General features: G+C 65.4%; 19 protein-coding genes and 1 tRNA gene. 6 read left to right on the top strand and 14 right to left on the bottom strand.

Annotated elements, in window-relative coordinates:
• Nucleotides 1-261 precede the first annotated feature (261 nt).
• Nucleotides 262-3,228 carry a methyl-accepting chemotaxis protein gene (locus tag ROR02_RS08175; protein WP_170245023.1) on the top strand — a complete coding sequence of 989 codons (2,967 nt, stop codon included), beginning with the start codon at nt 262-264 and terminating at the stop codon, nt 3,226-3,228.
• Between the two features lie 58 nt (nt 3,229-3,286).
• On the opposite strand, the gene ROR02_RS08170 is transcribed toward ROR02_RS08175, so the two are convergent.
• The gene (locus ROR02_RS08170) at nt 3,287-4,144 is read right to left on the bottom strand and encodes an inositol monophosphatase family protein (RefSeq protein WP_147163534.1); all 858 of its coding nucleotides are present in this window, start codon (nt 4,142-4,144) and stop codon (nt 3,287-3,289) included.
• Nucleotides 4,145-4,379: 235 nt separating this feature from the next.
• Nucleotides 4,380-4,943 (bottom strand): elongation factor P, encoded by a 564-nt coding sequence (efp, locus tag ROR02_RS08165; protein ID WP_147163533.1) that lies wholly within the window; start codon nt 4,941-4,943, stop codon nt 4,380-4,382.
• Between the two features lie 177 nt (nt 4,944-5,120).
• Between efp and epmA the strand changes: the two genes are divergently transcribed.
• A complete protein-coding gene (gene epmA / locus ROR02_RS08160; RefSeq protein WP_147163532.1) occupies nt 5,121-6,203 on the top strand; it encodes an EF-P lysine aminoacylase EpmA in 1,083 nt (360 codons plus the stop codon).
• Between the two features lie 18 nt (nt 6,204-6,221).
• On the opposite strand, the gene ROR02_RS08155 is transcribed toward epmA, so the two are convergent.
• Genes ROR02_RS08155 through ROR02_RS08145 form a run of 3 tightly spaced genes read right to left on the bottom strand, consistent with a single transcriptional unit; the run spans nt 6,222 to nt 9,268 of the window.
• A complete protein-coding gene (locus ROR02_RS08155; protein WP_147163531.1) occupies nt 6,222-7,928 on the bottom strand; it encodes a stimulus-sensing domain-containing protein in 1,707 nt (568 codons plus the stop codon).
• Between the two features lie 42 nt (nt 7,929-7,970).
• Nucleotides 7,971-8,717 carry a response regulator transcription factor gene (locus ROR02_RS08150; RefSeq protein ID WP_147163530.1) on the bottom strand — a complete coding sequence of 249 codons (747 nt, stop codon included), beginning with the start codon at nt 8,715-8,717 and terminating at the stop codon, nt 7,971-7,973.
• A 2-nt stretch (nt 8,718-8,719) separates the two neighbouring features.
• Nucleotides 8,720-9,268: a copper chaperone PCu(A)C gene (locus tag ROR02_RS08145; RefSeq protein WP_147163529.1), complete on the bottom strand. Its 549-nt coding sequence runs from the start codon at nt 9,266-9,268 to the stop codon at nt 8,720-8,722.
• 467 nt (nt 9,269-9,735) lie between these two features.
• On the opposite strand from ROR02_RS08145, the gene ROR02_RS08140 reads away from it, so the two are divergent.
• On the top strand, nt 9,736-11,574 hold the full coding sequence (locus ROR02_RS08140) for a phosphoenolpyruvate carboxykinase (GTP) (RefSeq protein WP_147163528.1): 1,839 nt from the start codon (nt 9,736-9,738) through the stop codon (nt 11,572-11,574).
• Between the two features lie 127 nt (nt 11,575-11,701).
• On the opposite strand, the gene ROR02_RS08135 is transcribed toward ROR02_RS08140, so the two are convergent.
• Complete coding sequence (locus ROR02_RS08135) at nt 11,702-13,882, bottom strand: sensor histidine kinase (RefSeq protein ID WP_147163527.1); 2,181 nt, start codon at nt 13,880-13,882, stop codon at nt 11,702-11,704.
• A 320-nt stretch (nt 13,883-14,202) separates the two neighbouring features.
• Nucleotides 14,203-15,636, bottom strand: a complete 1,434-nt coding sequence (locus ROR02_RS08130; RefSeq protein WP_147163526.1) for a sigma-54-dependent transcriptional regulator — start codon at nt 15,634-15,636, stop codon at nt 14,203-14,205.
• Between the two features lie 52 nt (nt 15,637-15,688).
• On the opposite strand from ROR02_RS08130, the gene ROR02_RS08125 reads away from it, so the two are divergent.
• Entirely contained in the window at nt 15,689-15,976 is a 288-nt protein-coding gene (locus tag ROR02_RS08125) for a hypothetical protein (protein WP_147163525.1), read from the top strand.
• A gap of 577 nt (nt 15,977-16,553) precedes the next feature.
• On the opposite strand, the gene ROR02_RS08120 is transcribed toward ROR02_RS08125, so the two are convergent.
• From ROR02_RS08120 to ROR02_RS08095, 6 genes are all read right to left on the bottom strand, one after another.
• Nucleotides 16,554-17,348 carry an ABC transporter ATP-binding protein gene (locus ROR02_RS08120; protein WP_147163524.1) on the bottom strand — a complete coding sequence of 265 codons (795 nt, stop codon included), beginning with the start codon at nt 17,346-17,348 and terminating at the stop codon, nt 16,554-16,556.
• A complete protein-coding gene (locus ROR02_RS08115) occupies nt 17,345-18,271 on the bottom strand; it encodes an ABC transporter permease (RefSeq protein ID WP_147163523.1) in 927 nt (308 codons plus the stop codon). Before ROR02_RS08115 ends, ROR02_RS08120 begins: the two co-directional genes overlap by 4 nt.
• Complete coding sequence (locus ROR02_RS08110) at nt 18,268-19,248, bottom strand: ABC transporter substrate-binding protein (protein ID WP_147163522.1); 981 nt, start codon at nt 19,246-19,248, stop codon at nt 18,268-18,270. The genes ROR02_RS08115 and ROR02_RS08110 overlap by 4 nt, the downstream gene beginning before the upstream one ends.
• Nucleotides 19,249-19,369: 121 nt before the next feature.
• Complete coding sequence (locus ROR02_RS08105; RefSeq protein WP_147163521.1) at nt 19,370-19,840, bottom strand: CreA family protein; 471 nt, start codon at nt 19,838-19,840, stop codon at nt 19,370-19,372.
• A gap of 84 nt (nt 19,841-19,924) precedes the next feature.
• Nucleotides 19,925-20,001: transfer RNA gene (locus ROR02_RS08100), tRNA-His, on the bottom strand.
• Between the two features lie 42 nt (nt 20,002-20,043).
• Complete coding sequence (locus ROR02_RS08095) at nt 20,044-21,231, bottom strand: aminotransferase (RefSeq protein ID WP_147163520.1); 1,188 nt, start codon at nt 21,229-21,231, stop codon at nt 20,044-20,046.
• 319 nt (nt 21,232-21,550) lie between these two features.
• Between ROR02_RS08095 and ROR02_RS08090 the strand changes: the two genes are divergently transcribed.
• Both ROR02_RS08090 and glnA read left to right on the top strand, forming a co-directional pair.
• Entirely contained in the window at nt 21,551-21,889 is a 339-nt protein-coding gene (locus tag ROR02_RS08090; RefSeq protein WP_014416288.1) for a P-II family nitrogen regulator, read from the top strand.
• A gap of 194 nt (nt 21,890-22,083) precedes the next feature.
• Complete coding sequence (gene glnA / locus ROR02_RS08085) at nt 22,084-23,493, top strand: type I glutamate--ammonia ligase (protein WP_147163519.1); 1,410 nt, start codon at nt 22,084-22,086, stop codon at nt 23,491-23,493.
• Between the two features lie 397 nt (nt 23,494-23,890).
• Here glnA and ROR02_RS16950 read toward each other — a convergent pair.
• Nucleotides 23,891-24,130, bottom strand: a 240-nt coding sequence (locus tag ROR02_RS16950; protein ID WP_218032781.1) for a hypothetical protein, incomplete at its 5' end; no start/stop codon positions are given.

Below are 24,130 nucleotides of genomic sequence, written 5' to 3'. Positions count from 1 at the left end.
AAAATTTCAATCTGAGGAATCCTAGCAGAATGTGGAATGGAGATCCACAGGGCCCGCCTTTGCTTTCTGAACGCAAGGGACCGGGTTTTTGCTCTTTAAGGAGGCATTGCTTTGTTTAGTGGAAAAAGCACACGCGTCACGCGGGTAAGCATCTGCGCAAGCCCGCTCTTGACGGGGGGCTCTCGACACCAAGCTATATACTAAAGTAGGATGGTTGCGGCGGCGATACCCGGCGCTCAAGCCGAACAAAGGGGCTCTTCGATGCGTGACAACGGACCCATCACCGATCGCGAAATTGAGTTGGGCGACGACGCGATCATCGTGTCCGGAACGGATACCCGGGGGATCATCACCTTCGCGAACGAGGAGTTCGTCACCATCAGCGGATACAGTCCCGAGGAACTGTTCGGCGCCCCCCACAATATCCTGCGTCATCCCCACATGCCCCGCGAAGCCTTCGCCGACCTGTGGGCCACGGTCAAGGCCGGCCGGTCGTGGGAAGGAATGGTGAAGAACCGAACCAAGAATGGGGATTTCTACTGGGTCCGGGCCAACGTCACCCCGACCATGAGCGGATCCGAGGTCACCGGGTACATCTCGATCCGCACCAAGCCCGAACGCGCCGCCGTGACCGAGGCCGAACGGATCTACGCCCTGTTTCGCGAAGGCCGCGCCAGGGGGCTGGCGATCCATGAAGGGCGGGTGATTTCCACCACCTGGATCGGGCGTCTGGTGCGGCTGCGCGACAGCGTGGTGGGGCGTCTTGGCGTGGTCTTGCTGGTCCTTGGCGTGCTGGGCGCGGGGATCGGGGTGGTGGGTATCGACGGCATGCGCGCGATAAACCAGGATTTGAATCTGGTGTTCGATCGCAATGTCCGGGCGGTTATCGACCTTGCCACCCTGGTGGAACTCAGCGACGACGTCGCGCGCCAGGTCGATCTCATGGAAGGCGAGATGCTGCGCGGGTTATTGCCAACCACGTTGAACGATCGCCTGGGAACCATTGAGGGGCGACGCAAGGCTTTCACTATTTTGTGGGAAAATCACCTGAAAGGCGAGCATTCGGAGGCGGAAAAGGAGTTGCAGCGTCGGGTAACGACGACCTGGGAAGCCCTTTGGAAGGAGGGCGTGCCCGAGGCGCTTGAGCTCGCGCGGGGGGGCGATCGCGAGGCCCTGAGCCGGAAACTGGCCACGCGCACGCGCCCCCAGTTCGTGGCGGTGCACGGGGCGCTTCATGACTTGGTCAACCAGCAGCGCACCGACGCGGCCGCCCTGCGCGAACGGGCCGAGAAGGAAGTCTCGTGGCGTCTGCTGGCCTCGGTGGGGCTGCTGGTGGGCGGCGGCGCGCTGGGCCTCGCGCTCAGTGCCTGGTTTCTTGTTTCCCTGCACCGGCCCTTGCGGCGGATGGAACGCCATTTCGATGCCATCGCCGCCGGCAATCTGGGCTATGTCATTCCCTCGCCCGGCCTCGCCGAGCTCGACAACCTGAGCAGTCGCCTGCGCGCCCTCAAGGCCCGCATCGGTTACTACGTGCTGGAGCGCGCCGAAATGGCCAAGCGCAGCGAGGAAGAGTTGCGCCGGGAAATGATGGCGCTCACCAATCTGCTGGAAGGCGAGGTCCAGGAAACCGTGGGCGACATCTCGGTGCAGTCCAGCCGGTTGTCGGAAAACGCCGCCAACCTGGCCCAGGTGGCCGAACGCCTGTTGCACGATGCCACCCAGGTGACCGAATCCGTGCGCATCACCAGTGCCAACGTGCAGACCGTGGCCGGCGCCACGGAACAGCTGGAAGCCTCCAGCCGCGAGATTTCCGAACGCGTGGACAGCGGGGCGCGTCTGGCCGAAACCGCCCGCGCCAAGGGCGACGAGGCCTTGCACCGGGTTGAAAGCCTGACCGAGGCCACGGCGCGCATCGACAGCGTGGTGGGATTGATCCAGGGCATCGCCGGCCAGACCCGCATGCTGTCGTTGAACGCCACCATCGAGGCGGCGCGGGCCGGCGAGGCCGGCAAGGGGTTCTCGGTGGTGGCGGGCGAGGTCAAGGGACTGGCCGGCGAAACCGAACACGCCATTGGCACGATCAGCGAACAGGCCGAGGGGATCAGCCGCACCACCGGCGAGGCCGCCCGCACCGTCCAGGCAGTGGTGGAATCCATCCGCGCCATTGACACCATCACCGCCGACGTGGCCCGCGCGGCGGGCGAGCAGCGCGCGGCAACGGCCGAGATCATGAGCAGCGCCGCCCAGGCCGCCGAGCACACCGGCGCGGTGGCCGAAAGCGTGCAGGGCATGCGCGAGGGCGCGGAAACGACGGGCGCGGTTTCCACCCGGGTGCGGGATCTGGCCTCGCGGGTCAATCGCGACATCCTGGCCTTGCGCCAGCGGCTTTATGTCATCTTGCGTTCGTCGCATGGCGGCAATCGCCGCCAGTATCCGCGCATTCCCGTGGCCTTGCGCTACAAGGGCACGTTTGGGAGCAACACGTTTTCAGGCATGACCGCCGATCTCTCGCAAGGAGGGGCCCTGGTGGTGGTGGCGCAGGGCAGCCGCCCCAGCACGGGACGAGGCAGCCTGGATATCGAAGGGGTGGGCGAACTCGCGGCCGAGGTGGTGACGGTGAGCGAAAACGGCCTGCATCTGAAATTCCGGGCCCTGGATCCGGAACAGATCGAGCGCCTGAAAACCCGGATCGAGAAGGCGGTGGCCGACGATATCCCCATGGTCGAGCACGCGGTGGGGTTTGCCAAAACCGTGGCGGAGGTTTTCGAGCACGCCATCGCCGAGGGCCGGATCACGTCCGAGGATCTGTTCGACGGCAGCTACACCCCGATCCCGGGGACCAATCCGGTGCAATACATGGCCCCGCATACCGCGCTGGCGGAAGCCGAGCTGGGGCCGCTGATCGCGCGCCTGGCGGGCGCGGGGGGAAGCGTGCCGGTGTGCGTGGCCACCGACCGCAACGGCTACATCGCGGCCCACATGCCCGAGCACTCCAAGCCGCAAAGGCCCGACGATCCGGAGTGGAACCAGGGCAATTCCCGGAACCGCCGCCTGTACAACGACCGCGCCGGCATTCTGGCGGCCCGCTGCACCAAGCCCATGACCCAAACCTATCGCCGCGACATGGGGGGCGGCACCATCGTGCTGATGAAGGAAATCGATGCCCCGATCATGGTCCTGGGCCGCCGCTGGGGAGCGGTGCGCCAGGCCGGGGAACTGTTGCAGTAGGAAAAGCAAGCGCGTCCGGGGCGCGGGCGCGCGTCCCGCCCCGGACTTGCCGCAAGGATCAGGACGCCGGCGGGGCTTCCCCGGGCGCGGCCTCGGCCGGCGCGGCCTCGGCCGGCGCGACCGCCGGTTCCAGGGCGATCAGCTGCACGAGCTGGGGATGAAGGGCCGGGTTGGCGGCCAGCACCGAGCCGCTGTGCACCGGGTTGCCGGCGCCTTCCACGGTGCTGACGTAGCCACCGGCTTCCTTGACCAGCAAAATCCCCGCCGCGCAGTCCCACGGCTGCAAGCCTTCCTCCCAAAAGCCATCAAAACGCCCGGCGGCCACGGCGGCCAGGTCGAGCGAGGCGGCGCCAAACCGGCGCACGCCCGAGGTCCGGGCCATGACCCGGGCCAGGCGGTTGAGGAAGGTCAGGTGGCCGGGGCGGCCCTGGAAGGGGATGCCGGTCGCGAACAGGGCATCGCTTAGTTCGGTGCGGGCGGCCACGCGCAAGCGACGGTCGTTGAGGAAGGCGCCGCCCCCCTTTTCGGCCGTGTACATCTCGTTCAGCACCGGGGCGTAGACCACGGCCGCCGTGATTTCGCCCGCTTCCTCCAGGCCGATCGAGATCGCGAAGTTGGGAATGCCGTGCAGGAAATTGGTGGTCCCGTCGAGGGGATCGACGATCCAGCGCCGGCTGGGATCCGAGCCGGTTTCGGCGCCGCTTTCCTCCATCAGGAACGAAAAGCCGGGGCGCGCCCGCTTGAGTTCCTGGCGCAGGATCTGTTCGGCGCGCAGGTCGGCGGCCGAGACGAAATCGCTGGGGCCCTTGCGCGAGACCTGAAGGTGTTCGAGTTCGCCAAAGTCCCGCAGCAGCCCCCGGGCGGCCTTTTGGGCGGCGTTGACCATGACATTGAGATTCGCGGAACGCAGCGCCATCCGATCACGTCCTTGAAAACCAGGGGGGCGGCGGGAAAACTCCTCGCGCACGCCCGAGCCCGGAAGAAAAAGGGCAGCATGCCCAAGAGCCGGCCGGATCAGGGGCCGGTGGGTCGCCTCCAGGCCACGGGTCGCGCGGGGCGCAGGGCCGGCGGCGACAGAGAAGGAGGCGACAGGAAGCGGAACAACGCCAGACGGCCCCAGGACCGTCCGGCGGCAAACCATCGGCGCGGGATTATTTCGCGCGTTCGACGTAGGTGCACTCGGCGGTGTTGACCACGATGCGGGTGCCGGCCTCGATGAAGGGCGGGATCATGACCTTGAGCCCGTTTTCCAGAATGCCCGGCTTGTAGGACGACGAGGCCGTCTGTCCCTTGACCACCGCGTCGGCCTCGACCACTTCCAAGACCACCTGGGCGGGGAGGTTGATGGAAACCGGCTGGCCTTCGATCAGGTCCACGGTCACTTCCATGCTTTCCCGCAAGAAAGCGGCCTGGTCGCCGATCAGGTCGGAGGACATCACGAATTGTTCGAACGTTTCGGTGTCCATGAAGGTGAACCCGACATCGTCCTTGTACAGGAACTGGCAATCGCGTTCCCGGACTTCCAGGCGCTCGACGGTGTCGGCGGTGCGCCACCGTTCGTTGGTCTTGTTGCCGCTGTCGACATCGCGCATTTCCACCTGGATGAAGGCGCCGCCCTTGCCGGGCTGAATCAGCTGGATCTTGAGCACCGTCCAGCGTTTGCCCTGGTGCTCCAGCACTTGGCCGGGGCGGATCTGGTTGGCTTGCATTTTCATGGTGGGGGTTCTTCCGGGAATATAATCTTGCCTTCGGGGAGGGCCGGACCCTATCAGGGTTCCCTCAAGGAGGCAACAGTGGGACGCATCCCGCAACCGACTGCCCGCACGGCGCCGGGCCCTGGCCTGCCTCCTTGCCTCCCGTTCTTCCGATCGCCTGCTTTCAAGGATTACCCGATGGTCGAGGTTGCTCCCTCTCTTCCCTGGTTTCATCCCGAGGCGCTGGCGGCGCGCCGCCCCTTCCTGGCCGCCCGGGCCCGTCTGCTGGGCACGGTGCGGGCCTTTTTCGCCGGGCGCGGCTCGGTCGAGGTGGAAACCCCGGCCCTGCAGGTCAGCCCCGGCCTGGAACCGCACCTGAAGGCGTTCGCGACCCGGCTGGAATCACCGTTTGGCCAAGGTGCCCGCACCTTGTTTTTGCATACCTCGCCCGAGTTCGCGATGAAAAAGCTGCTGGCGGCGGGCGAGCCGGCCTTGTTCCAGCTCGCCCGCGTGTATCGCAACGGCGAGGTCAGCCCCACCCATCACCCCGAGTTCACCATGCTGGAATGGTACCGGGCCGGGCAGACGTTCACGGCCTTGATGGATGAAACCGAAGCGCTGGTGAAGGCGTGCGCGGTCAGCCTGGGGATTACCCATCTGCGTTGGAAGGATCACGTGGTTGATCCCTTCGTGCCCTGGGAACGTCTGAGCGTGAGCGAGGCCCTGGCGCGCCATGCCGGCCTCGATTTTCCCGCCCTGCTCGACGAGGCCGTGGCCTTGAGTGGCGACGCCCGCGAGCCCGATCCCCGTCCCCTGGCCCGCGCGGTCGAGGCCCTGGGGCTCGCCTGTTCGCCCGACGACCGCTTCGAGGACGTGTTCTTTCGCGTGCTGCTGGATCGGGTCGAGCCGTTCCTGGGCGCCGAACGGCCCTGTTTCCTGCATGGCTACCCCGTGTGCATGGCCGCGCTGTCGCGCCCCGACCCGCTGGATCCGCGTTTTGCCCAGCGCTTCGAGCTGTACGCCGGCGGCCTGGAGCTGGCCAACGCCTTTGGCGAACTGACCGATCCCGTGGAACAGCGCGCGCGCTTCGAGGCCGACATGGCGATCAAGGAACAGCTGTACGGGGAACGCTATCCCCTGGACGAGGATCTCCTGGCCGCCTTGCACCAGGGCATGCCCGAGTGCTGCGGGGCCGCCCTGGGCTTCGACCGGCTGGTCATGGTGTGCACCGGGGCCACGTCGATCGATCAGGTGCTTTGGGCTCCCGTGGCGCCGGCCTGACCGGCGCCCCCCGGGGGGTTATCCCGCCGGCAGATCCACCACGAAGCGGGCCCCTTGCACGCGGCCGTCGCTGCCCAGGCGGTTGTTGGCCCGGATCGTGCCGCCGTGGGCCTCGACAATCTGGCGCGAGATGGCCAGCCCCAGCCCGGAATGGGTGCCGAATTTTTCGTCCGCCGGCCGCTCGGAATAGAAGCGCTTGAAAATCAGCTCCTCGGATCCCGGCGGCAGGCCCGGCCCCTCGTCGTCCACACTGATCACGATGCGGTCGCGCACCCGTCGCCCCTTGAGGCGGATGGTCTTGCCATAGGGCGAGAACGACAAGGCGTTGACCAGAAGGTTGCGGAACACCTGAACCAGCCGCCCTTCCATGCCATGCACGATCAAGGAGTCCTGGGGATCGCCTTCCACCCGGATGGTGAGTTTCTGGTCCTCGGCCTCGCTCGCGTGGATCTCGGCCAGGGTTTCCAGGATCGGGCGCAGGCGCACCGGCTCTTTTTCGGCCCGCGACATCTCGGCGTCCATGCGCGAGGCGTCGCTGATGTCGGTGATCAGGCGATCCAGGCGCTGCACGTCGTCAACGACCACCGCCATCAGGCGCTTTTGCTTGGCGGGATCGTCCAGCCGCGCCGCCGTTTCCACGGCGCTGCGCAGCGAGGTGAGGGGGTTCTTGATTTCATGCGCCACGTCGGCGGCGAAGCCCTCGATCGCGTCCATGCGTTTCCACAGGGCTTCGGTCATGCCGCGCAGGGCCTCGGACAGGTCGCCCAGTTCGTCGGCGCGGTCCGAGTAATCGGGGATCCCGGTTTCGTGGCCTTCCTTGCCCCGGCGTACCTGGTCGGCGGCATTGGCCAGGCGCACCAGGGGCCGCGCGATCGTTCCCGCCAGATACAACGACAGGGAAATGGTCAGCGACAAGGTGAAGGTGAAAATCTCCAGCACCGCGAGACGCATCTCGAACAGGCTTTCGACGATGTCGTCCCCGGGGCGCGAGACCATGACCACGCCCACCACCTGTTTATAGTACTGCACCGGCACCGCGACCGACAGCACCAGCCCCCGGTCGGGCTGCACGCGCATGGCCTGGCTGCGTTCCCCCAGGGTCAGGGCCTCGGCCGCCTCGGGGTAGTCGCCCACGGTGGGGTTGTCGTGCTCGACCTCGGTGACCAGGCCGCTGTTCTCGGCGGCCGAGGGAAACAAGGCGTCGTACAGGCGCCGGGCCATGCTGGGCACCGGCGGCCGGGTGGGGGAGGGGGGCGGCAGGTCGGTGATCTGCACCACGCCGCCAAACCCGATCAGGGCGTTGCTGTCGCCGACCAGGGCGCCATTGGTGTCGAACAGGCGCGCGCGCACCCGCGCCAGATTGCCCAGCCGGCGCAGCATCTGGCGTCCGGTTTCCGGGTTGATGCCGTGGGTGGCGCGCACCACCAGCCCGTCCACGCTGACGTCCAGGTTGATCGCGCCCTCGGCGATGGCGGCGGCGATCAGGTCGGCCTCGGTGCCAAGGGCCTGGAAGGTCGAGGCGGTGAGGGCCCGCTTGTAGGTGTCCAGGTACAAAAAGCCGACGGCCAGGAAAATCGGCGCCATCAGGTTGACCGCCAGGATCCGCCGGGTCAGCGACGAGCGGAACAAGCCCCGGCTGCCCCGGCGGGAGCCGCGGGGACCTTGGTGGGCGTCGTCGGTGTCGTCCGCCGGATCGAGGCGGCCGGCGGCGGAAGGGGAGGTCATGGTCAGGGCCCAGGAACAAGCGGAAAACGGCACAGGCCAGGATTACAAAGGAGCATTGCCGTCGCCGTCCGGCCCCGAGCGCAGCGGCGTGGGATCCTTGTAGCGATATCCCACCCCGTAGAGCGTTTCGATTTCCGAGAACGTGCGGTCAACGTCACGGAATTTCTTGCGCAAGCGCTTGATGTGACTGTCGATCGTCCGGTCATCCACATAGATATTCTCGCCATAGGCGGCGTCGATGAGCTGGTCGCGGCTCTTGACGTGGCCCGGGCGCTGGGCCAGGGCCTGAAGGATCAGGAACTCGGTGACGGTGAGGTCCACCGGCTTGCCTTTCCAGGCACACAAATGGCGATCCGGGTCAAGGGTCAGATCGCCGCGCACCAGGGCGCTTTTCGAAAGATCCGGGCCGCTCGCGCCGGAGCGCAGCTCCAGGCGGCGCAGCAGGGCCCGGATGCGTTCGATCAGCAGGCGCTGGGAGAACGGCTTCTTGATATAGTCGTCGGCGCCCAGGCGCAGGCCCATCAACTCGTCGACTTCGTCGTCCTTGGACGTCAGGAAGATGACGGGCATGGCGGTGCGCTCGCGCAGTTTTTGCAGCAGCTCCATGCCATCCATGCGCGGCATCTTGATGTCGAGAACGGCCAGGTCGACCGGATCGGCCAGCAGGCCGCGCAGGGCCTCGGCGCCGTCGTTGTAGGTGGTGACTTCAAAGCCCTCGGCTTCCAGGGTCAGGGAGACCGAGGTCAGGATGTTCCGGTCGTCGTCGACCAACGCAATGCTGCGGCTCACGGTCATTGTCCTTTCGGGGCGGCGCCGGCGTCCTGGGCGCCGACGGGCCGCACAATCGCCTCGATGGTCACGGGTCCGGCGTGCTCGAACGTCAGATCGACGCGGACCCTTTCCCCTTCCACCAGGGGAGCCTTCAGGTCAATCAACATCACATGGAGCCCGCCCGGCCGCAACACGGTGTCGGTTCCCGGCGCGAGGTCAAGGGCTTCCACGGGACGCATGCGCATCACCCCGTCTTCCATGCGGGTCTGATGGATCTCGACCAGCCCCGCCGCCGGGCTTGCCGCCCGGATCAGGCGGTCCTTCGCTCCCCCATTGTGCAAGGTCATGAACACCCCCGCAACCGTCGCCGTGCCCGCCGAGGCACGGGCCCACGGGCGTTCAATGGTGATCAAACCGGCCGGGACCGAGTCGGTTTCCTGGGCAAGGGCCGGCGACGCCTCCCAGGCGAACCGGACAGGGTCGGCGCCCCCCCCGACAAAGCCCCCCATGAAGCCCCCCACGCCGACACCAACAACGACAACAAGCCGTGATAACGCGCATATCGCCATGATCCGAAGCCCTCCTCGTGATCAAACGGACATAAAGCCCGAGGATAATCGTACATCAAAATGGGCAAAAGGTCGGCCTTTCCCAGGGCGGAACGCTCCGTTTCCGGCGTTCCTTTGACAGCCCCTTGTCCTTATTGGGTTTTCTGGCTCCTCTTTTCCAGAACGTTTCTCCGCTCGCGGGGGGAAAAAGGATGGTTTCGAGGCGGAATCTCCCTTTCCCTGGGCACCGCTACCCCCGTATAGTGGAATCACCCCATGATGCACCGACCTGAACGACCGCGCCTGTCGCTCCCTGGCTTTCCGTATGAAACGGACAATCCGGGAGAGGCACGACTGGCCGTATCCGGGACGGCCCGGCGACGGTTTCCTGACATCTTGAAGAGAGTCACCGTCCCAGACCGCGAACTTGTTGCCGATGGGGCGGGGACTCACTACGTTCCTAAAAATTGTTCCAACCGGAGGACGATATGAGCATGAGCCCAACCCGCAACCAAAAGCTCCTCGCGTGGGTCGAGGAAGTGACCAAGCTCTGCGAGCCCGATCGGGTCCATTGGTGCGACGGCTCCCAGGAGGAATACGACCGCCTTTGCCAGGAAATGGTCGATTCCGGGACGTTCATTCGTCTGAACCCGGAACTGCGCCCGAACAGCTACCTGTGCCGTTCGGATCCCGCCGACGTGGCCCGCGTCGAGGATCGTACCTTCATCTGCTCCAAGACGAAGGAAGAAGCCGGTCCGACCAATAACTGGACCGACCCCGATGAAATGCGGGCGACCTTGAAGAAGCTGTACGCGGGCTGCATGAAGGGGCGCACCCTTTATGTGATTCCGTTCTCGATGGGTCCGCTGGGCAGCCCGATCGCCCACATCGGCGTTGAACTCACCGACAGCCCCTACGTCGTCACCAACATGCGCATCATGACCCGCATGGGCTCGAAGGTGCTGGACGTGCTGGGCGATGGCGAGTTCGTGCCGTGCCTGCACTCGGTGGGCAAGCCGCTGGCCGCCGGCGAGAAGGACGTGGCCTGGCCGTGCAACGCCGCCAACCGCTACATCGTCCACTTCCCCGAAACCCGCGAGATCATGTCGTATGGCTCGGGCTACGGCGGCAATGCCCTGTTGGGCAAGAAGTGCCTGGCCTTGCGCATTGCCTCGGTCATGGCCCGCGACGAGGGTTGGCTGGCCGAGCACATGCTGATTTTGGGCGTGAAGAGCCCGGATGGTCGCAAGCGCTACGTGGCCGGCGCCTTCCCCAGCGCCTGCGGCAAGACCAACTTCGCCATGCTGATCCCGCCCGCCGCCTATGAAGGCTGGGAAGTGACCACGATCGGCGACGATATCGCCTGGGTCAAGCCGGGCCCGGATGGCACCTTGCGCGCCATCAATCCCGAGGCCGGCTATTTCGGCGTGGCCCCGGGCACCGGGGCGCACACCAACCCCAATGCCATGATCGCGTGCTCGAAGAACTCGATCTTCACCAACGTCGCCCTTACCGAGGACGGTGACGTGTGGTGGGAAGGCATGACCCAGGACAAGCCCGCCCGCCTGATCGACTGGAAGGGCCAGGAGTGGACCCCGGACTGCGGTCGTCCGGCGGCGCATCCCAACGCCCGCTTCACCGCGCCCGCCAACCAGACGCCCTCGATCGATCCCGATTGGGAAAACCCGGCCGGCGTGCCGATCAGCGCCTTCATCTTCGGCGGGCGCGTGTCCAACAACTTCCCGCTGGTCTTCCAGAGCTTTGACTGGACCCACGGCGTCTATCTGGCTGCCACCATGGGCTCGGAAGCCACCGCCGCCGCCGACGGCCAGAAGGGCATCCGCCGCGATCCCATGGCGATGCTGCCGTTCTGCGGCTACAACATGGCCGACTACTGGCAGCATTGGCTGGACATGGGCACCAAGATCGAAGGCGACAAGCTGCCCAAGATCTTCCGCGTGAACTGGTTCCGCCGCGACGAAAACGGCCGTTTCATCTGGCCGGGCTATGGCGACAACATGCGCGCCCTGGAATGGATCCTGTCGCGCTGCGATGGCACCGGCCATGCCGTGGAAAGCCCGATCGGTTTCGTGCCGGGCGAAGGCGATCTGCGCTGGGACGGCCTGTCCGAGTTCGACATGGCCAAGTTCCACAAGATCATGGCCGTGCACAAGGACGTGGCCCGCGACGAAGTCCAGCGCCAGGATGTGCACTTCGCCCAGTTCGGCGATCGCGCGCCCAAGGCCCTGCTGGAACAGCGCGAGGCCCAGCTTTCCCGTCTGGAGCAGGCGCCCGACGTGTGGACCCTGCCGGCCGCCGCCGAATAACACCGGCCCGGACCACGGTCCGGGCCTCGGGGGCGCATTCCGATCGAAATGGATCAGTGAATGCGCTTCAGTTTTTTGAATCATCGCATTCTCAGCCGAAACGGTGTCCATTTCGGCTGAGAATGCTCTAGTAAAGCGCCGGGGGAGGCTCTGCTTCCCCCGGTTTTTTCGTGGGGGTGTCTTCTTGCGCCTCTTGCGCCTCCCCGGTGTCGTCTTGCGTTTCTTCCAAGGCCCGCGTTTGCGCCAGGGGGGGGAGACAGGGCAGGGTGACGATGAAGCAACTGCCCTCGCCAGGCGCGCTTTTCACCCGGATGGTGCCCCCATGGCGTTCGACGATCCGCCGGGCCACCGCGAGGCCAATCCCGGTGCCGGTGTAGCGGCTGCTGGGATGGAGCCGCTTGAACGGCTCGAAAATCAAATCCTGATAGGCCAGATCAATGCCAATGCCGTCATCGCTGACGTGCACCTCCCAGGCATCGGGGAAGGGATGGGCCGCGACGTGGACGTGGGGGGCGCATTCGGCGCGGCGGAATTTCAGGGCGTTGGCGACGAGGTTCTGAAACAGCGACGTGAGATGGCGCCGGTCGCCCGGGACCGTGGGCAGGGCCTCGACGTCAAGATGCGCGCCGGTCTCGGAGATCGCCTGAGCCAGGTTTTCCCGCACCTCGGCCAGGACGGCATTGAGATCCACTTCCGTGAACGGGGGAACGGGGCTGCCGACCCGGGAATATTCCAGAAGATCCAGGATCAGGGTCTTCATCCGCCTGGCGCCCCCGACAATGAACGCCAGGAACTCCCTGGCCTCCTGGTCGAGGTGCTCGCCATGGCGGCGCTCCAGAAGTTGGGAATAGGCCACAAGGGCGCGAATGGGCTCTTGCAGATCATGGGAGGCCATGGAAGCGAAGCGCTCCAGGTCGGCGTTGGACTGGCGCAGCGCCTCCAGGGTATTTTGCAAGTCGGTGACATCCTGCGTGGTGCCCGACAGGCGGATGGGCCCGTTGGCGTCGTATTCCGTCACCCGGCCCCGGCTGCGCAGCCAGCGGGGCGGGCTTCCCGGGCGATTGAGGCGCGCGATATGCTGGAACTCCTCTCCGGTTTCCAGGGCTTCGGTGAGCCGCGCGAAAAAGATCATCCGGTCCTTGGCGCCGAGCTGACCCGCGATGTGCTCCCGGAGCACGCGGGCGTTGCCCGCGCCGGTTTCCCTGTCGAAAAGACCCAGGGTATCCCCTGCCCATTCCACGTTGTCGGTGCGCACGTTCCAATCCCACACGGCGGTCGCGCTGGCGGCGACGGCCCTTTCGAAATGACGCTTCTGGTTGGCGAGATCAGCTTGCACGCGATACGCGCCGGTGACGTCGCGAAACACCATCACCACGCCGCGCGGGGGCAGGGGAGTGCCCGGGGCGTGGCCGTCGAGGATGGGCGCGGCGCTGTCCGAGATCTGGTACTCGCGACCATCGCGGGCAATCATTCCCGTGTGGTTGGCAAGCCCGACGGCGTGGCCCCCGGCCAGGACGCGCGAGACCGGGTCGGACACCGGGCGGCGCGTTTCCACGTTGAAAAGGCGAAGAATATGCGAAAGAGGACGGCCCCGGGCTTCGTCCTCGCTCCAGCCGGTCAGACGCGCCGCCTCGGGGTTCACGCGGCGCACCATCCCCCGGGCATCGGTGACGATCACCGCGTCCCCGATCGAGCGCAAGGTGACCTCCAGTTCGCGGCTCTGGCGCACCACAAGCTCGTAGCTGCGCACCAGGGTCAGACCGGTCGCCGAAACCACCGCCACCAGGGCCGATTCAATCAGGTGGGACTGGGCCCGGAAATAGCTCAGGATCGATTGATCGGCTGCCCAGTCGTGGCGGTAGGCTTCGATCACGCCAATACCCACCATGACCCCCTGATAATACGTCATCACGGCGGCGATCCACAGGAGGGCAAACCAAACCGGATTGTCCACCCTGATCAGGATAAAACGATACAAAAGACGTAAAATCACCATGAAGGGGAGCGTCAACCCCATGTTGATGGGGAAAACCACCCCCAGCGGCAAGGTGTGCTGCCCCACCGCCGCCAGCAAGGCGGCCAGCAGCAGCGCCATTCCCCAGAACCGCAGGAGCACGAAGCCCATGGCACCGAACGCATAGCGTCCCGACAGAAAAATATCGGTGTGGGGAATGTTGACGTTGACGTAGGCGGCGGCCGTGGCAAGGCCGCCAGCCACCAGAAACACCGCGCAGTCGTGTCGAAGCGGGTGCGCCCCGGTGCTTGGGCGCGTGGTCGAAAGAAAACCGAACGCTCGATCGCCAAACACGTCTAGCCCCCCCTTGGCGCGCCGTGCACAGGACCGGAAGCGGAGAAGCGCTCTCCCGATTTTGCGCCTGGCGGTTCCGAAAGGCGGATCCCCTTTTTCCCGGCGTTCCCTTTCGGGGCGGGTCCCCACTCCTGACGGGCCGGGCGGGTGGGGGGATCACCCGAACAAGATACCGCCGACGCGAAAATAGACCAAGGATTGTGGCCGGATTCGGAACGCTTTCGAAAAATTCTCTCGCGGGGCAGAGAGGAGAGGGAGGCGAAAGGAAGGCCCCTGGGTGCGTTCCGGGTTTTCCACCGTTTCCGCCCGCACAGGAGGGGTCAGGACTTGCGCGTGCCCGAGGTATAGCCGGCGTGCTTGCGGTAGATGGTCGAGGGAGACACATCAAGGATGCGCGCGGCCCGGGTCACGTTGTTGTCCGTCAGGCGCAGCGCGGCCTCGATGGCCATTGCCTCCAGCTCCGCGAGCGGGCGCGCCAGCAGGAAGTCGAGCGCCGCCGGATCGCTCAGCGTGGGGCTGGCCGCTTCGGCGAGGCCGGCCGGGGGCACGGGACGATCCAGGGGGGGCGGCAGCATCCCGGGCGCGACCAGGGCCCCCTCGTTAAGCACCACGATGTTGCGGATCACGTTTTCAAGCTGGCGGACATTGCCGGGCCAGGCATACGTCACGATCCGGTTGAGCGCCTCGGCTGTGAAATCCTGGAAGGCCTTGCCCTCCAGCTTCGAGAAGTCGACCAGGAAACGCCGGGCCAGCAGCGGGATATCGTCGCCCCGATCGCGCAAGGGTGGCAGATGAATGGGCACTACGTACAGCCGGTAGTACAAATCCTCGCGAAAGCGCCCGGCCTTGACCTCGGCCAGGGGATCGCGGTTGGTCGCGCACACAAAGCGGATATCGGCTTCGCGGTCGGCGCTATCCCCCACGCGGCGGTAGGTTCCCGTCTGGATGAAGCGCAGCAGCTTGACTTGCAGCTCCAGATCCATTTCGCAGATTTCATCCAGGAACAGCGTGCCCCCGTCGGCGCGGCTGGCCGCGCCCTCGCGGTCGGCGATGGCCCCGGTGAACGCGCCCTTGCGATGGCCGAAAACCTCGCTTTCCATCAGTTCGCGCGGGATGGCGCCACAGTTCAAGGCGATGAACGGCCCGTTGCGGCGCTCGGAAAGATTGTGAATGGCGTTGGCGCACAGCTCCTTGCCGGTTCCGGTTTCGCCGGTGATGAAAACGCTGGCGCCACTGCTGCCGGCGGCCGCTTCAATCAGGCTGAAAACGTTCGACATGGCGGGCGAGTTGCCCAGAAACCCCGAGGGGCCGCGCCGCGAGCGCGAAGGGGCCTGCGACTCGGGGGCCGCGCCTCCCCGGGGCGGGGTGGGAGCGGAATCGCCCAGGCGCCGGCGTTCCAGCGCTTCGTCGACGGCGGCGCGCAGCTTGTCGGGGGCGCACGGTTTGACCAGGAAATCCAGCGCGCCCTCGCGCATCGCCTCGACGGCGCGGCGCACCGAGCCGGTCCCCGTCAAAACAATGGTGGGAGGGGTCGCTTCCGGGCCCAGGCGGCGCAGAATATCCAGGCCGTCCATGTCGGGCAGGCCAAGATCCAGGACCATGAGATCAAACCGGTCACCGGGCTGGGTCAGCCAGCCCAGGGCCTGTTCCCCGGTGGTCGCCACGCGCACCAGGCGCCCGGCGGCCCGTAAATAAGCGGCGTACAGTTCGGCGTTGGAGGGAGAATCCTCCACCATGAGAATGGTACGGACCATGCAGCCCTGCCCTGTGCCGTCGGGGTCGATCTCTTTCCCGCAGGAGAAGAGAATGAAACCCTACCATACCGACAGGGGACAAGGCCTGTCCATCTTTCCGCCAGGTCCCGGCACGGCGCCCGGGACCGGCGGAAAGGAAGGAGGATCAGCGATGAATACCGGAAACAGCGACGTACTGAGCACGGCGGAAGGCATTGTCCAGGCGGGCCTGGCGGCGGTCCAGACGGTCTTCGATGAGCCGAACCACCAAGGCCATCAAGAACACAACGAGAAGGAGTTCTGCCATCATAGTTCCCCAATAACGCAACTCAAGGGCGATTTAAATTCTGTGTTTTTTTGAGGCAGGCGTACGGTACAGGCGGTTCCTCCCATGAGGATGCCCCTCCCAGGCTCCGGTGACCCGGCTCCCGGAGAAAAGCCCCCGATCCCTTTGCTGGTTGCCCGCGATCCTACGGGGGCGGACGTTTTGTTGCAAGACGGGGAGTCCACGCCACAAAAGTTTCAACCGGAATTCAACGACGCCGGATCCCGGGGGGCGTATCCGTTTCGCCGTTCAGAAGGCGACGGCCACGAGCCGGGTCTTCTTGCTTCTTCCTGCGAGGCAGGTTTGAAAAAGCGCGTCGCCTTGCGCACACCCGGCTGACGCGCTCCATCTCCAGTGTTTTGTAAAACGCGACTTTTCCAAAAGGCGGTTCTGGCGGAAAAAGCCTCGTTGAGGGAAAGACCCGAAAAGTGGAAACCGCTTTTCGGATCAGTCTAAGTCAAAAGCAAGGCCTTGGAGCATCGTCCCGGGATCCGGTTCAACGCATCATGCCCTAAAAAAACCTCCGTTTTCCCATGAACCGGGAAAACACTGGATCCCCGCGCCCGGGTTTGTTCCCACGGGAAAAGCGGTGCTCCCTTTTCCCCGGGAAACGCTACCCCAGCAGCAAGGCGTCGTCGTCCAGCTCCTCGCCGCGCTGACGGGAAAACTCCGCCAGCAGCCCTTCCACCGTCATGCCGGCGCGCTCGCTTCCCATCAGGTCAAGCACCACGCGGCCTTCGTGCAGCATCAAGGTCCGATCCCCCAGGGCCAGGGCCTGGCGCATCGAATGGGTTACCATCAGGGCGGTTAATCCCCCTTCACGGATCAGGGTCTGGGTCAGGCGCAAGATAAGATCGGCGGTGCGGGGATCAAGGGCCGCCGTGTGTTCATCAAGCAATAAAATGCGCATGGGGGCCAAGGTGGCCATCAGAAGGCTGACCGCCTGACGCTGTCCCCCCGAGAGCAGCCCCATGCGATCGTCCAGGCGGTTCTCCAGGCCCAGCCCCAGCCGGGCCAGGCGCTCGCGCAAGGTGGCGCGCTCGGGGCGCGACAGCGCCGGGCGCAAGCCGCGAAGCCCGCCCCGGCGCAAGGCAAGCGCCATGTTTTCCGCGATGGTCAGGCGCTCGCAGGTCCCCGCCAGCGGGTCCTGGAACACGCGGGCCACCAGGGACGCGCGCTTGTGAGGGGGCCAGCGGGTCACGTCCTCGTGCCCGATCAGCAAGCGTCCCGAGCGCAAACGCGCCTCGCCGGACAAGGCGTTGAGCAACGTGCTCTTGCCCGCGCCGTTCGAGCCGATGACGGTGACCCACTGCCCTTCGGGGATGTCCACGGTCACCCCGCGCAGGGCGTGGTTTTCCAGGGGCGTGCCGGCATTGAACACCACGTCCAGGGCTTCGGCGGTGATCATGGCGCGGGCCTCCCGTTCGCCGGTGCGCCACGGCGCGTCAGGCGCCGGACCACGGACGCCTTCCAGCCCGGCAGAACCAGGGCGACGGCCACCAGAACGGCCGTGATCAGGTTCAGGTCCTGGGCCTGCAGACCCAGGGCATCGCTGTTCAGGGCGAGGGCAACCGCCAGCCGGTAAAGCACGGCTCCGAGGATGCAGGCAAGGGTGGCCAGGATCATGGTCCGCGTCGACATCACCGCTTCGCCCAAGATCACCGAGGCCAAGCCAATGACGATGCAGCCCACCCCCATGGAAATGTCCGACCCGCCTTGCGACTGGGCAAACAGGGCACCCGCCAGCGCCACCAGCGCATTGGAAAGAGCCATGCCGCCCACGATCACGGCCCCGGTGGCAATGCCCTGGGCCCGGGCCATGCGGGGGTTGGCCCCCGTCGCGCGCATGGCGAGGCCGGCGCGCGAGGCCAGGAACAGGTTGACCAGAACCAGGGCCCCGATCACCACCCCCAGCAGCACGGACGGAATCATCCACGCGCGCGCCGGCCAGCCGGGTTGCTCGACCCACGAAAACACGGTGGGATCCATCAGAAGCGAAATATTGGGCCGGCCCATGATGCGCAGGTTGACGGAATAAAGCGCGATCATGGTCAGAATCGACGCAAGAAGATGCAAGATCCTCAGGCGGACGTTCAAAAGGGCGGTGACCGAACCGGCCATGGCCCCGGCGCATACCGCCATCGAGGTGGCGGCGAGGGGCGGCCATCCATGGGTGATCAGAACAGCCGCGACGGCGCCCCCCAGGGGGAAGCTGCCGTCCACGGTCAGGTCGGGGAAATCCAGAACGCGAAACGAAAGGAAAACCCCCAGGGCCACGAGACCGTAAATCAACCCGGTTTCGATGGCCCCCAGAAAAGCAACGAGGCTCACCGGATCACCACCGCGGCATTCTTGATCATGTCCTCGGGCAGGGTCAGACCCATGCGCTCGGCCATGCCAAGGTTGATGTACAGGTCGTTCTTCTGAACGGTTTCAACCGGAATCGTGCGCGGGTCGGTGCCGGCCAGGATGCGGGACACGATGTGGCCGGTTTGCAGCCCCAGGTCGTGATAATCAAACCCGACGGCCGCGACGGACCCCCGTTCAACCGAAGCGGTATCGCCGGTGAACACCGGGATCTTGTTGTCGATGCCCACCTTCAGCACGGCTTCCAGCGAGGAAATCACGGTGTTGTCGGTGGGAACGTAAATGGCATCGACCTTGCCCACCAAAAAGCGCGCGGCGTCCAGAACGTCGGACGAGCGCGGCGCGGTGGACTCGACAATGGTGAAGCCGGCCGCGCCGGCCAGCTCCTTGAGCCGGGCGACCAGGGTGACCGAGTTGGCTTCGCCACTGTTGTACATCACGCCCAGGCGCTTGGCCCCGGGCATGATCGAGCGGATCATGGCCAGGTGGCGGTCAAGGGGCAGCATGTCGCTGGTGCCGGTGATCGGACCGCCGGGCTCTTCCATCGAGCGCACCAGCTTGGCCCCGACCGGATCGGTCACGGCCGAGAACACCACTGGAATGGAGCCGGCGACGGCGGCGGCCGTCTGCGCCGAGGGAGTGGCAATGGCCACGATGACGTCGGGAGCAAGCCCGACGAATTTCTTGGCAATCTGGGACGCGGTTGACACCGAGCCCTGGGCGGATTCATAAGTCCACTCCAGGTTGTCTCCAACCACCCATCCGTCCTCGCTGAGGGCATCTTGGATGCCCTGGCGGGCGGCATCCAGGGCCGGATGCTCGACAATCTGGGTAATGGCGACGTGGCGGGTCTGGTCGGCGGCGTGGACGGGATCCAGGGGAAGGGTCGTTGCCGTCACGGCAAGGCCAAGGGCGGCGGCGATCGGGGCGATCAGACGCATGGAGGCTCTCCGCAAGCAGGATCGAACGAAAGGGGGCACGGTGCCCGAGCCGCCTTGCGTGGTCAAGCACCGCCCTTGAGGGCCGGCCCCGCGTTTTTGTCCAGGCGGGGCCGGAGGGGGGTCAGCGGGCGTTCCAGGGCATGATCGGAACCGAGCTGATGGAACTCTTGGGGCTGCCGTCCACCAGCTTGTCGCTGATCACCAGATAGATCAGCACATTACGGTCCTTGTCGAGGAAGCGGTGCACCCGCAGGCGCTTGAACAGGGGCGAGCGGCGTTCCGAAAAGACCACGCCGCCTTCGTCGAGATCCTTGGGCAGCTCGATCGGGCCCACCTGACGGCAGGCGATGGAACTGTCCGAGGGATCCTCGGCCAGGCCGACCATGCCTTCCAGTCCGCCGGTCCGGGGGCGGGACAGGTGGCAGGTCACGCCCTTGACCTCGGGGTCGTCGAAGGCCTCGATGCAGACCTTGTGATTGGGGCCCAGCAGCTTGAACGCCGTGGACACGCAGCCGATTTCGTCGGCGAAGGCGGGCGGGGCGGCCAGCAGCACGGCGGCGGCCAGTCCGACGCCCGAAAGGGCAAAGCGCATGACAAGCTCCTTGGCAGGGGCGAAACAAGCCCTAGTGCACCACGAAAAAGGCCGGCTCCGCAAGGGAACCGGCCTTTTCCTGAGTGGGGCGAGCGATGGGATTCGAACCCACGACCTCATGGACCACAACCACGCGCTCTAACCAACTGAGCTACGCCCGCCACCGAGGAGGAGGCGGTTTCTAATCCATCGCCCGGGGGGCGTCAAGGGCTTTTTTGCAAGGGGGTGCGGGGGCGTTCGAAAAAGCGCGCGAGCCGCGCCAGGGCCTCGTCCAGGTCGGTCTCGCGCTTGGCGAAGCAAAACCGGATCAGGGGGGAGGCGGGGGCGGTTTCGTGAAAGGCACCGACGGGAATGGCGGTGACCCCGGCCTCGACGGTGAGGGTCCGGCACACGGCTTCGTCGGAGCCCTCCAGCCCCAGGGGGCGCGGGTCGGCGATCAGGAAGTAGGTGCCGGCGGTGGGCAACACCGTCATCCCCAGCCGACTCAGGCCCTGGGCCAGGCGATCGCGCCGGGCCGCCATGTCGCGGGTCAGGCCGTCGAAATAGGCGTCGTCCTGGTCCAGGCCCCAGGCGACGGCGCGTTGAAGGGCGGTGGGGGTGGTGAAGGTCAGGTACTGATGGGCCCGGGCCAGCACCGGCATCAGGGCCGCGTCGGCGATGACGTAGCCCACCTTCCAGCTGGTCAGCGAAAACGTCTTGCCCGCCGAGCCGATGCGCACCGTGCGCTCGCGCAGGCCGGGCAGGGTGATCGCGGGGACGTGCGCTTGTCCGTCGAACACGAGATGCTCGTAGACTTCGTCGCACACCACGTAGGCGTCGTGACGACGCGCCAGGGCGCCGATCAGGGCCAGTTCCTCCGCCGTGAACACCTTGCCGCAGGGGTTCATGGGGGAGTTGACCACGATCAGCTTGGTTTTCGGCGAGAAGGCGGCTTCCAGGGCCGGGAGGGGCAGGTCCCAGGCGGGGGGCGCGAGACGCACCAGGCGCGCGGTGGCCCCGGCCCGGCGTATGACCGGCAGGTAGCTGTCGTAAAACGGCTCCAGCACGATGACCTCGTCGCCGGGATCGATCAGGGCCAGCAAGACGGCGGCCAGGGCCTCGGTCGCGCCCGAGGTGACCATGATTTCGCTGTCGGGATTCACCGCATGGTCGTAAAATCGGGCCTCGTGGCGGGCCAGGGCCTGGCGCAGCACGGGGTCGCCCATCATGGGCGGGTACTGGTGCGGCCCCTCGGCCAGGGCCCGGCGCGCGGCTTCGATCACGCCCGGCGGCTCCAGTCCCTCGGGAAACCCCTGACCCAGGTTGACGGCGCCATGCGCCTGGGCCAGCGCCGACATGGTGGTGAAAATGGTGGTTCCAAGACTGGCGAACAGGCTGTTGACCGCTTTCATGCCGAGTCCCTTTCGGTCGCGAGAAGAGAAGAGTCAAGAAAAACGGACAGTAGCGCCGACGGAGCGCGGGGGCGTGCCCAAAAAGGCGTCACCCTGCCTGTCGTTCAGGCAGCCGTCCCGGCCCTCTGGCGGGGCAAACTGGTTGAAACAAATACTTTTCTCGGAATGTGACCTGGGCGTTGAACACCCGATGGGGGCGTGATAAGGGAACGAGCAACTGGCCCCGCGGGGTGCCGGTCGGATCCGTCGAAGGAGGGATGCGTCCGGCTCCCGCGTTGGGGGTGCCTGCCCGACCATCCAGCCGGAGCAACCGGAGCCCATGAAGAAGATTGAAGCGATCATCAAGCCTTTCAAGCTCGACGAGGTGAAGGAAGCCCTTCACGAGATCGGCTTGCAGGGAATTACCGTCACCGAGGCGAAAGGGTTCGGGCGTCAAAAAGGCCATACCGAGCTGTACCGCGGCGCCGAGTACGTGGTCGACTTCCTGCCCAAGGTCAAAATCGAGCTGGTGATCGAGGATACCCTGGTGGAACGCGCCGTGGAGGCTATCCAGCAGGCGGCGCAGACGGGTCGCATCGGCGACGGCAAGATCTTCATCTACCCCATTGAGGAAGCCATTCGCATCCGCACGGGGGAACGGGGCAGCGACGCCATCTAGTCGGGTGCCCCTGCTCACCTGGCACCGCCACCGGCCGGCCTGAACCCGACCACTCCCGAGGACGCAAGGGTCCCGGAGGGCAGGGGGAAGGGAAAGGTGGCCCGGCATACCCTCGCCGGTTCGCCGGTGACCCGTTCCACGAGGACAGGGCCGCCGCATCAAGTCAGTCTCAAGGACAACGGGAACTCAAGGTCATGTCCGACGCCCAGACCATTCTCGAAATGATCAAGGAAAACGACGTCAAGTTCGTCGATTTCCGCTTTACCGACCCGAAGGGCAAGTGGCAGCACACCGCTCAGTACGTTTCGACGGTCGATGAGGAGGCCCTGAACGAGGGCATCATGTTCGATGGTTCTTCCATTGCGGGTTGGAAGGACATCAACGAGTCGGACATGATCCTGAAGCCGGATCTGACCTCCGCGGTGATGGATCCGTTCGCCGCCCAGCCGCAGCTGATTTTGTTCTGCGACGTGATCGAGCCCTCGACCGGGCAGCCCTACGACCGCTGCCCGCGCTCGATCGCCAAGAAGGCCCTGGCCTACCTGGCTTCCTCGGGCATCGGCGACACCGCCTACTTTGGCCCCGAGGCCGAGTTCTTCGTGTTCGACGACGTGCGTTACGACGTGTCGATGAACCGTTGCATGTTCGAGATCGACAGCGAGGAAGGCCCCTACGTCACCGGCAAGGTGTTCGACGAGGGCAACTACGGCCACCGTCCGCCGGTCAAGGGCGGCTACTTCCCGGTGCCGCCGGTGGACAGCGCCCAGGACCTGCGCGCCGAGATGATCTCGACCATGGCCGAAATGGGCATGCCGGTCGAAAAGCACCACCACGAGGTGGCGCCCTCCCAGCATGAACTGGGCATTCGCTTCAACACCCTGATTGAAGCCGCCGACGACATGCAGAAGTACAAGTATGTCGTGCAGATGGTTGCTCATGCCTATGGCAAGTCGGCCACCTTCATGCCCAAGCCGATCGCCGGCGACAACGGGTCGGGCATGCACACCCACCAGTCGATCTGGAAGGACGGCAAGCCCCTGTTCGCCGGGTCGGGCTACGCCGATCTGTCGGATACCGCTCTGTACTACATTGGCGGCATCATCAAGCATGCCAAGGCGCTGAACGCCTTCACCAACCCGCTGACCAACTCGTACAAGCGCCTGATCCCCGGCTTCGAGGCTCCGGTGCTGCTGGCGTACTCGGCCCGCAACCGTTCGGCTTCCTGCCGCATCCCCTACACCGCGAGCCCGAAGGGCAAGCGCGTCGAGATCCGCTTCCCGGATCCGGGCGCGAACCCCTACCTGGCCTTCGCGGCGATGATGATGGCCGGCCTCGACGGCATCGAGAACAAGATCCATCCGGGCGACCCGATGGACAAGAACCTCTACGACCTGCCCCCCGAGGAGCTGGTCAACGTGCCGACCGTCTGCGGCTCGCTGCGCGAAGCCCTGGAAAGCCTGAACGCCGACCGCGAGTTCCTGAAGAAGGGTGGCGTGTTCACCGACGAAATGCTCGACGGCTACATGGCCCTGAAGTGGGAAGAAGTGTACAACTTCGAGCACGCTCCGCACCCGATCGAGTACAAGATGTACTACTCGGTGTGAGGACGCGGCTGGCGTTTTGCGCGCAAGGGGTTTCCTCTTGCGCGCGGGCGCCTGTTTCCTCTTTCGGCCTTTCCCTGGGGTTTCCCTGGGGAAAGGTTTTTTTATGTGAAGAGGGTTCTTACGGCATCGGCGAGCGCCGGGAAGATCTGCTTCCCGCGTTCCCGTGGTCTGGTGCGCGGACTTCCCGGCGTATTCAAGATGGGAATTAATCCAGCCGCCGCTTGAAAAGTGGGGCGGTCTTGTCTTACCATATCCATACATCCGCCCCTTGGCAGTACGCTGATCCCCTCGCTATCCTGGGACAGCCGACCCCTTGGGGCTTTTTTTTTGGACCGAGGCGCATCCCGTGAAAACTGCAATCCTGATTGATGGGGGGTATTTCCTCAAGCGGTTGCGCTCAGTGTGCAAACACGTTGATCCACAAAACGCCGAGGCTGTCGATTGTGCCATTGGCCAATTGGTGCGTAGTCACCTGGAACAGCTGAACCGGGTTGCCTGCCTGCAAAATATGCAGGCTTTGCTGTATCGTTGTTTTTATTATGATGCGATGCCCTATATGAAAAAAGGCCATCTTCCGATCTCCCAAAGAGCCATAGACTACTCCAAATCGGAAGAAGCTAAATTTCGTTTGGAATAA

It is taken from the genome of Pararhodospirillum oryzae, from assembly GCF_007992075.1.
In the GTDB taxonomy this organism is placed as follows: Bacteria; Pseudomonadota; Alphaproteobacteria; order Rhodospirillales; family Rhodospirillaceae; genus Pararhodospirillum; species Pararhodospirillum oryzae.
The sequence above is the reverse complement of the archived record's forward strand: the minus strand, read 5'-3'. Positions and strand labels throughout refer to the sequence as shown.

What these genes read in the sequence shown, in the direction of transcription:
- glnA (WP_147163519.1), top strand. Translation starts at nt 22,084, where the DNA reads ATGTCCGACGCCCAGACCATTCTCGAAATGATCAAGGAAAACGACGTC.
- efp (WP_147163533.1), bottom strand. Translation starts at nt 4,943, where the DNA reads ATGAAAATGCAAGCCAACCAGATCCGCCCCGGCCAAGTGCTGGAGCAC.
- ROR02_RS08105 (WP_147163521.1), bottom strand. Translation starts at nt 19,840, where the DNA reads ATGCGCTTTGCCCTTTCGGGCGTCGGACTGGCCGCCGCCGTGCTGCTG.
- epmA (WP_147163532.1), top strand. Translation starts at nt 5,121, where the DNA reads ATGGTCGAGGTTGCTCCCTCTCTTCCCTGGTTTCATCCCGAGGCGCTG.
- ROR02_RS08090 (WP_014416288.1), top strand. Translation starts at nt 21,551, where the DNA reads ATGAAGAAGATTGAAGCGATCATCAAGCCTTTCAAGCTCGACGAGGTG.
- ROR02_RS08155 (WP_147163531.1), bottom strand. Translation starts at nt 7,928, where the DNA reads ATGACCTCCCCTTCCGCCGCCGGCCGCCTCGATCCGGCGGACGACACC.
- ROR02_RS08095 (WP_147163520.1), bottom strand. Translation starts at nt 21,231, where the DNA reads ATGAAAGCGGTCAACAGCCTGTTCGCCAGTCTTGGAACCACCATTTTC.
- ROR02_RS08175 (WP_170245023.1), top strand. Translation starts at nt 262, where the DNA reads ATGCGTGACAACGGACCCATCACCGATCGCGAAATTGAGTTGGGCGAC.
- ROR02_RS08125 (WP_147163525.1), top strand. Translation starts at nt 15,689, where the DNA reads ATGAAACCCTACCATACCGACAGGGGACAAGGCCTGTCCATCTTTCCG.
- ROR02_RS08145 (WP_147163529.1), bottom strand. Translation starts at nt 9,268, where the DNA reads ATGGCGATATGCGCGTTATCACGGCTTGTTGTCGTTGTTGGTGTCGGC.
- ROR02_RS08170 (WP_147163534.1), bottom strand. Translation starts at nt 4,144, where the DNA reads ATGGCGCTGCGTTCCGCGAATCTCAATGTCATGGTCAACGCCGCCCAA.
- ROR02_RS08130 (WP_147163526.1), bottom strand. Translation starts at nt 15,636, where the DNA reads ATGGTCCGTACCATTCTCATGGTGGAGGATTCTCCCTCCAACGCCGAA.
- ROR02_RS08110 (WP_147163522.1), bottom strand. Translation starts at nt 19,248, where the DNA reads ATGCGTCTGATCGCCCCGATCGCCGCCGCCCTTGGCCTTGCCGTGACG.
- ROR02_RS08120 (WP_147163524.1), bottom strand. Translation starts at nt 17,348, where the DNA reads ATGATCACCGCCGAAGCCCTGGACGTGGTGTTCAATGCCGGCACGCCC.
- ROR02_RS08140 (WP_147163528.1), top strand. Translation starts at nt 9,736, where the DNA reads ATGAGCATGAGCCCAACCCGCAACCAAAAGCTCCTCGCGTGGGTCGAG.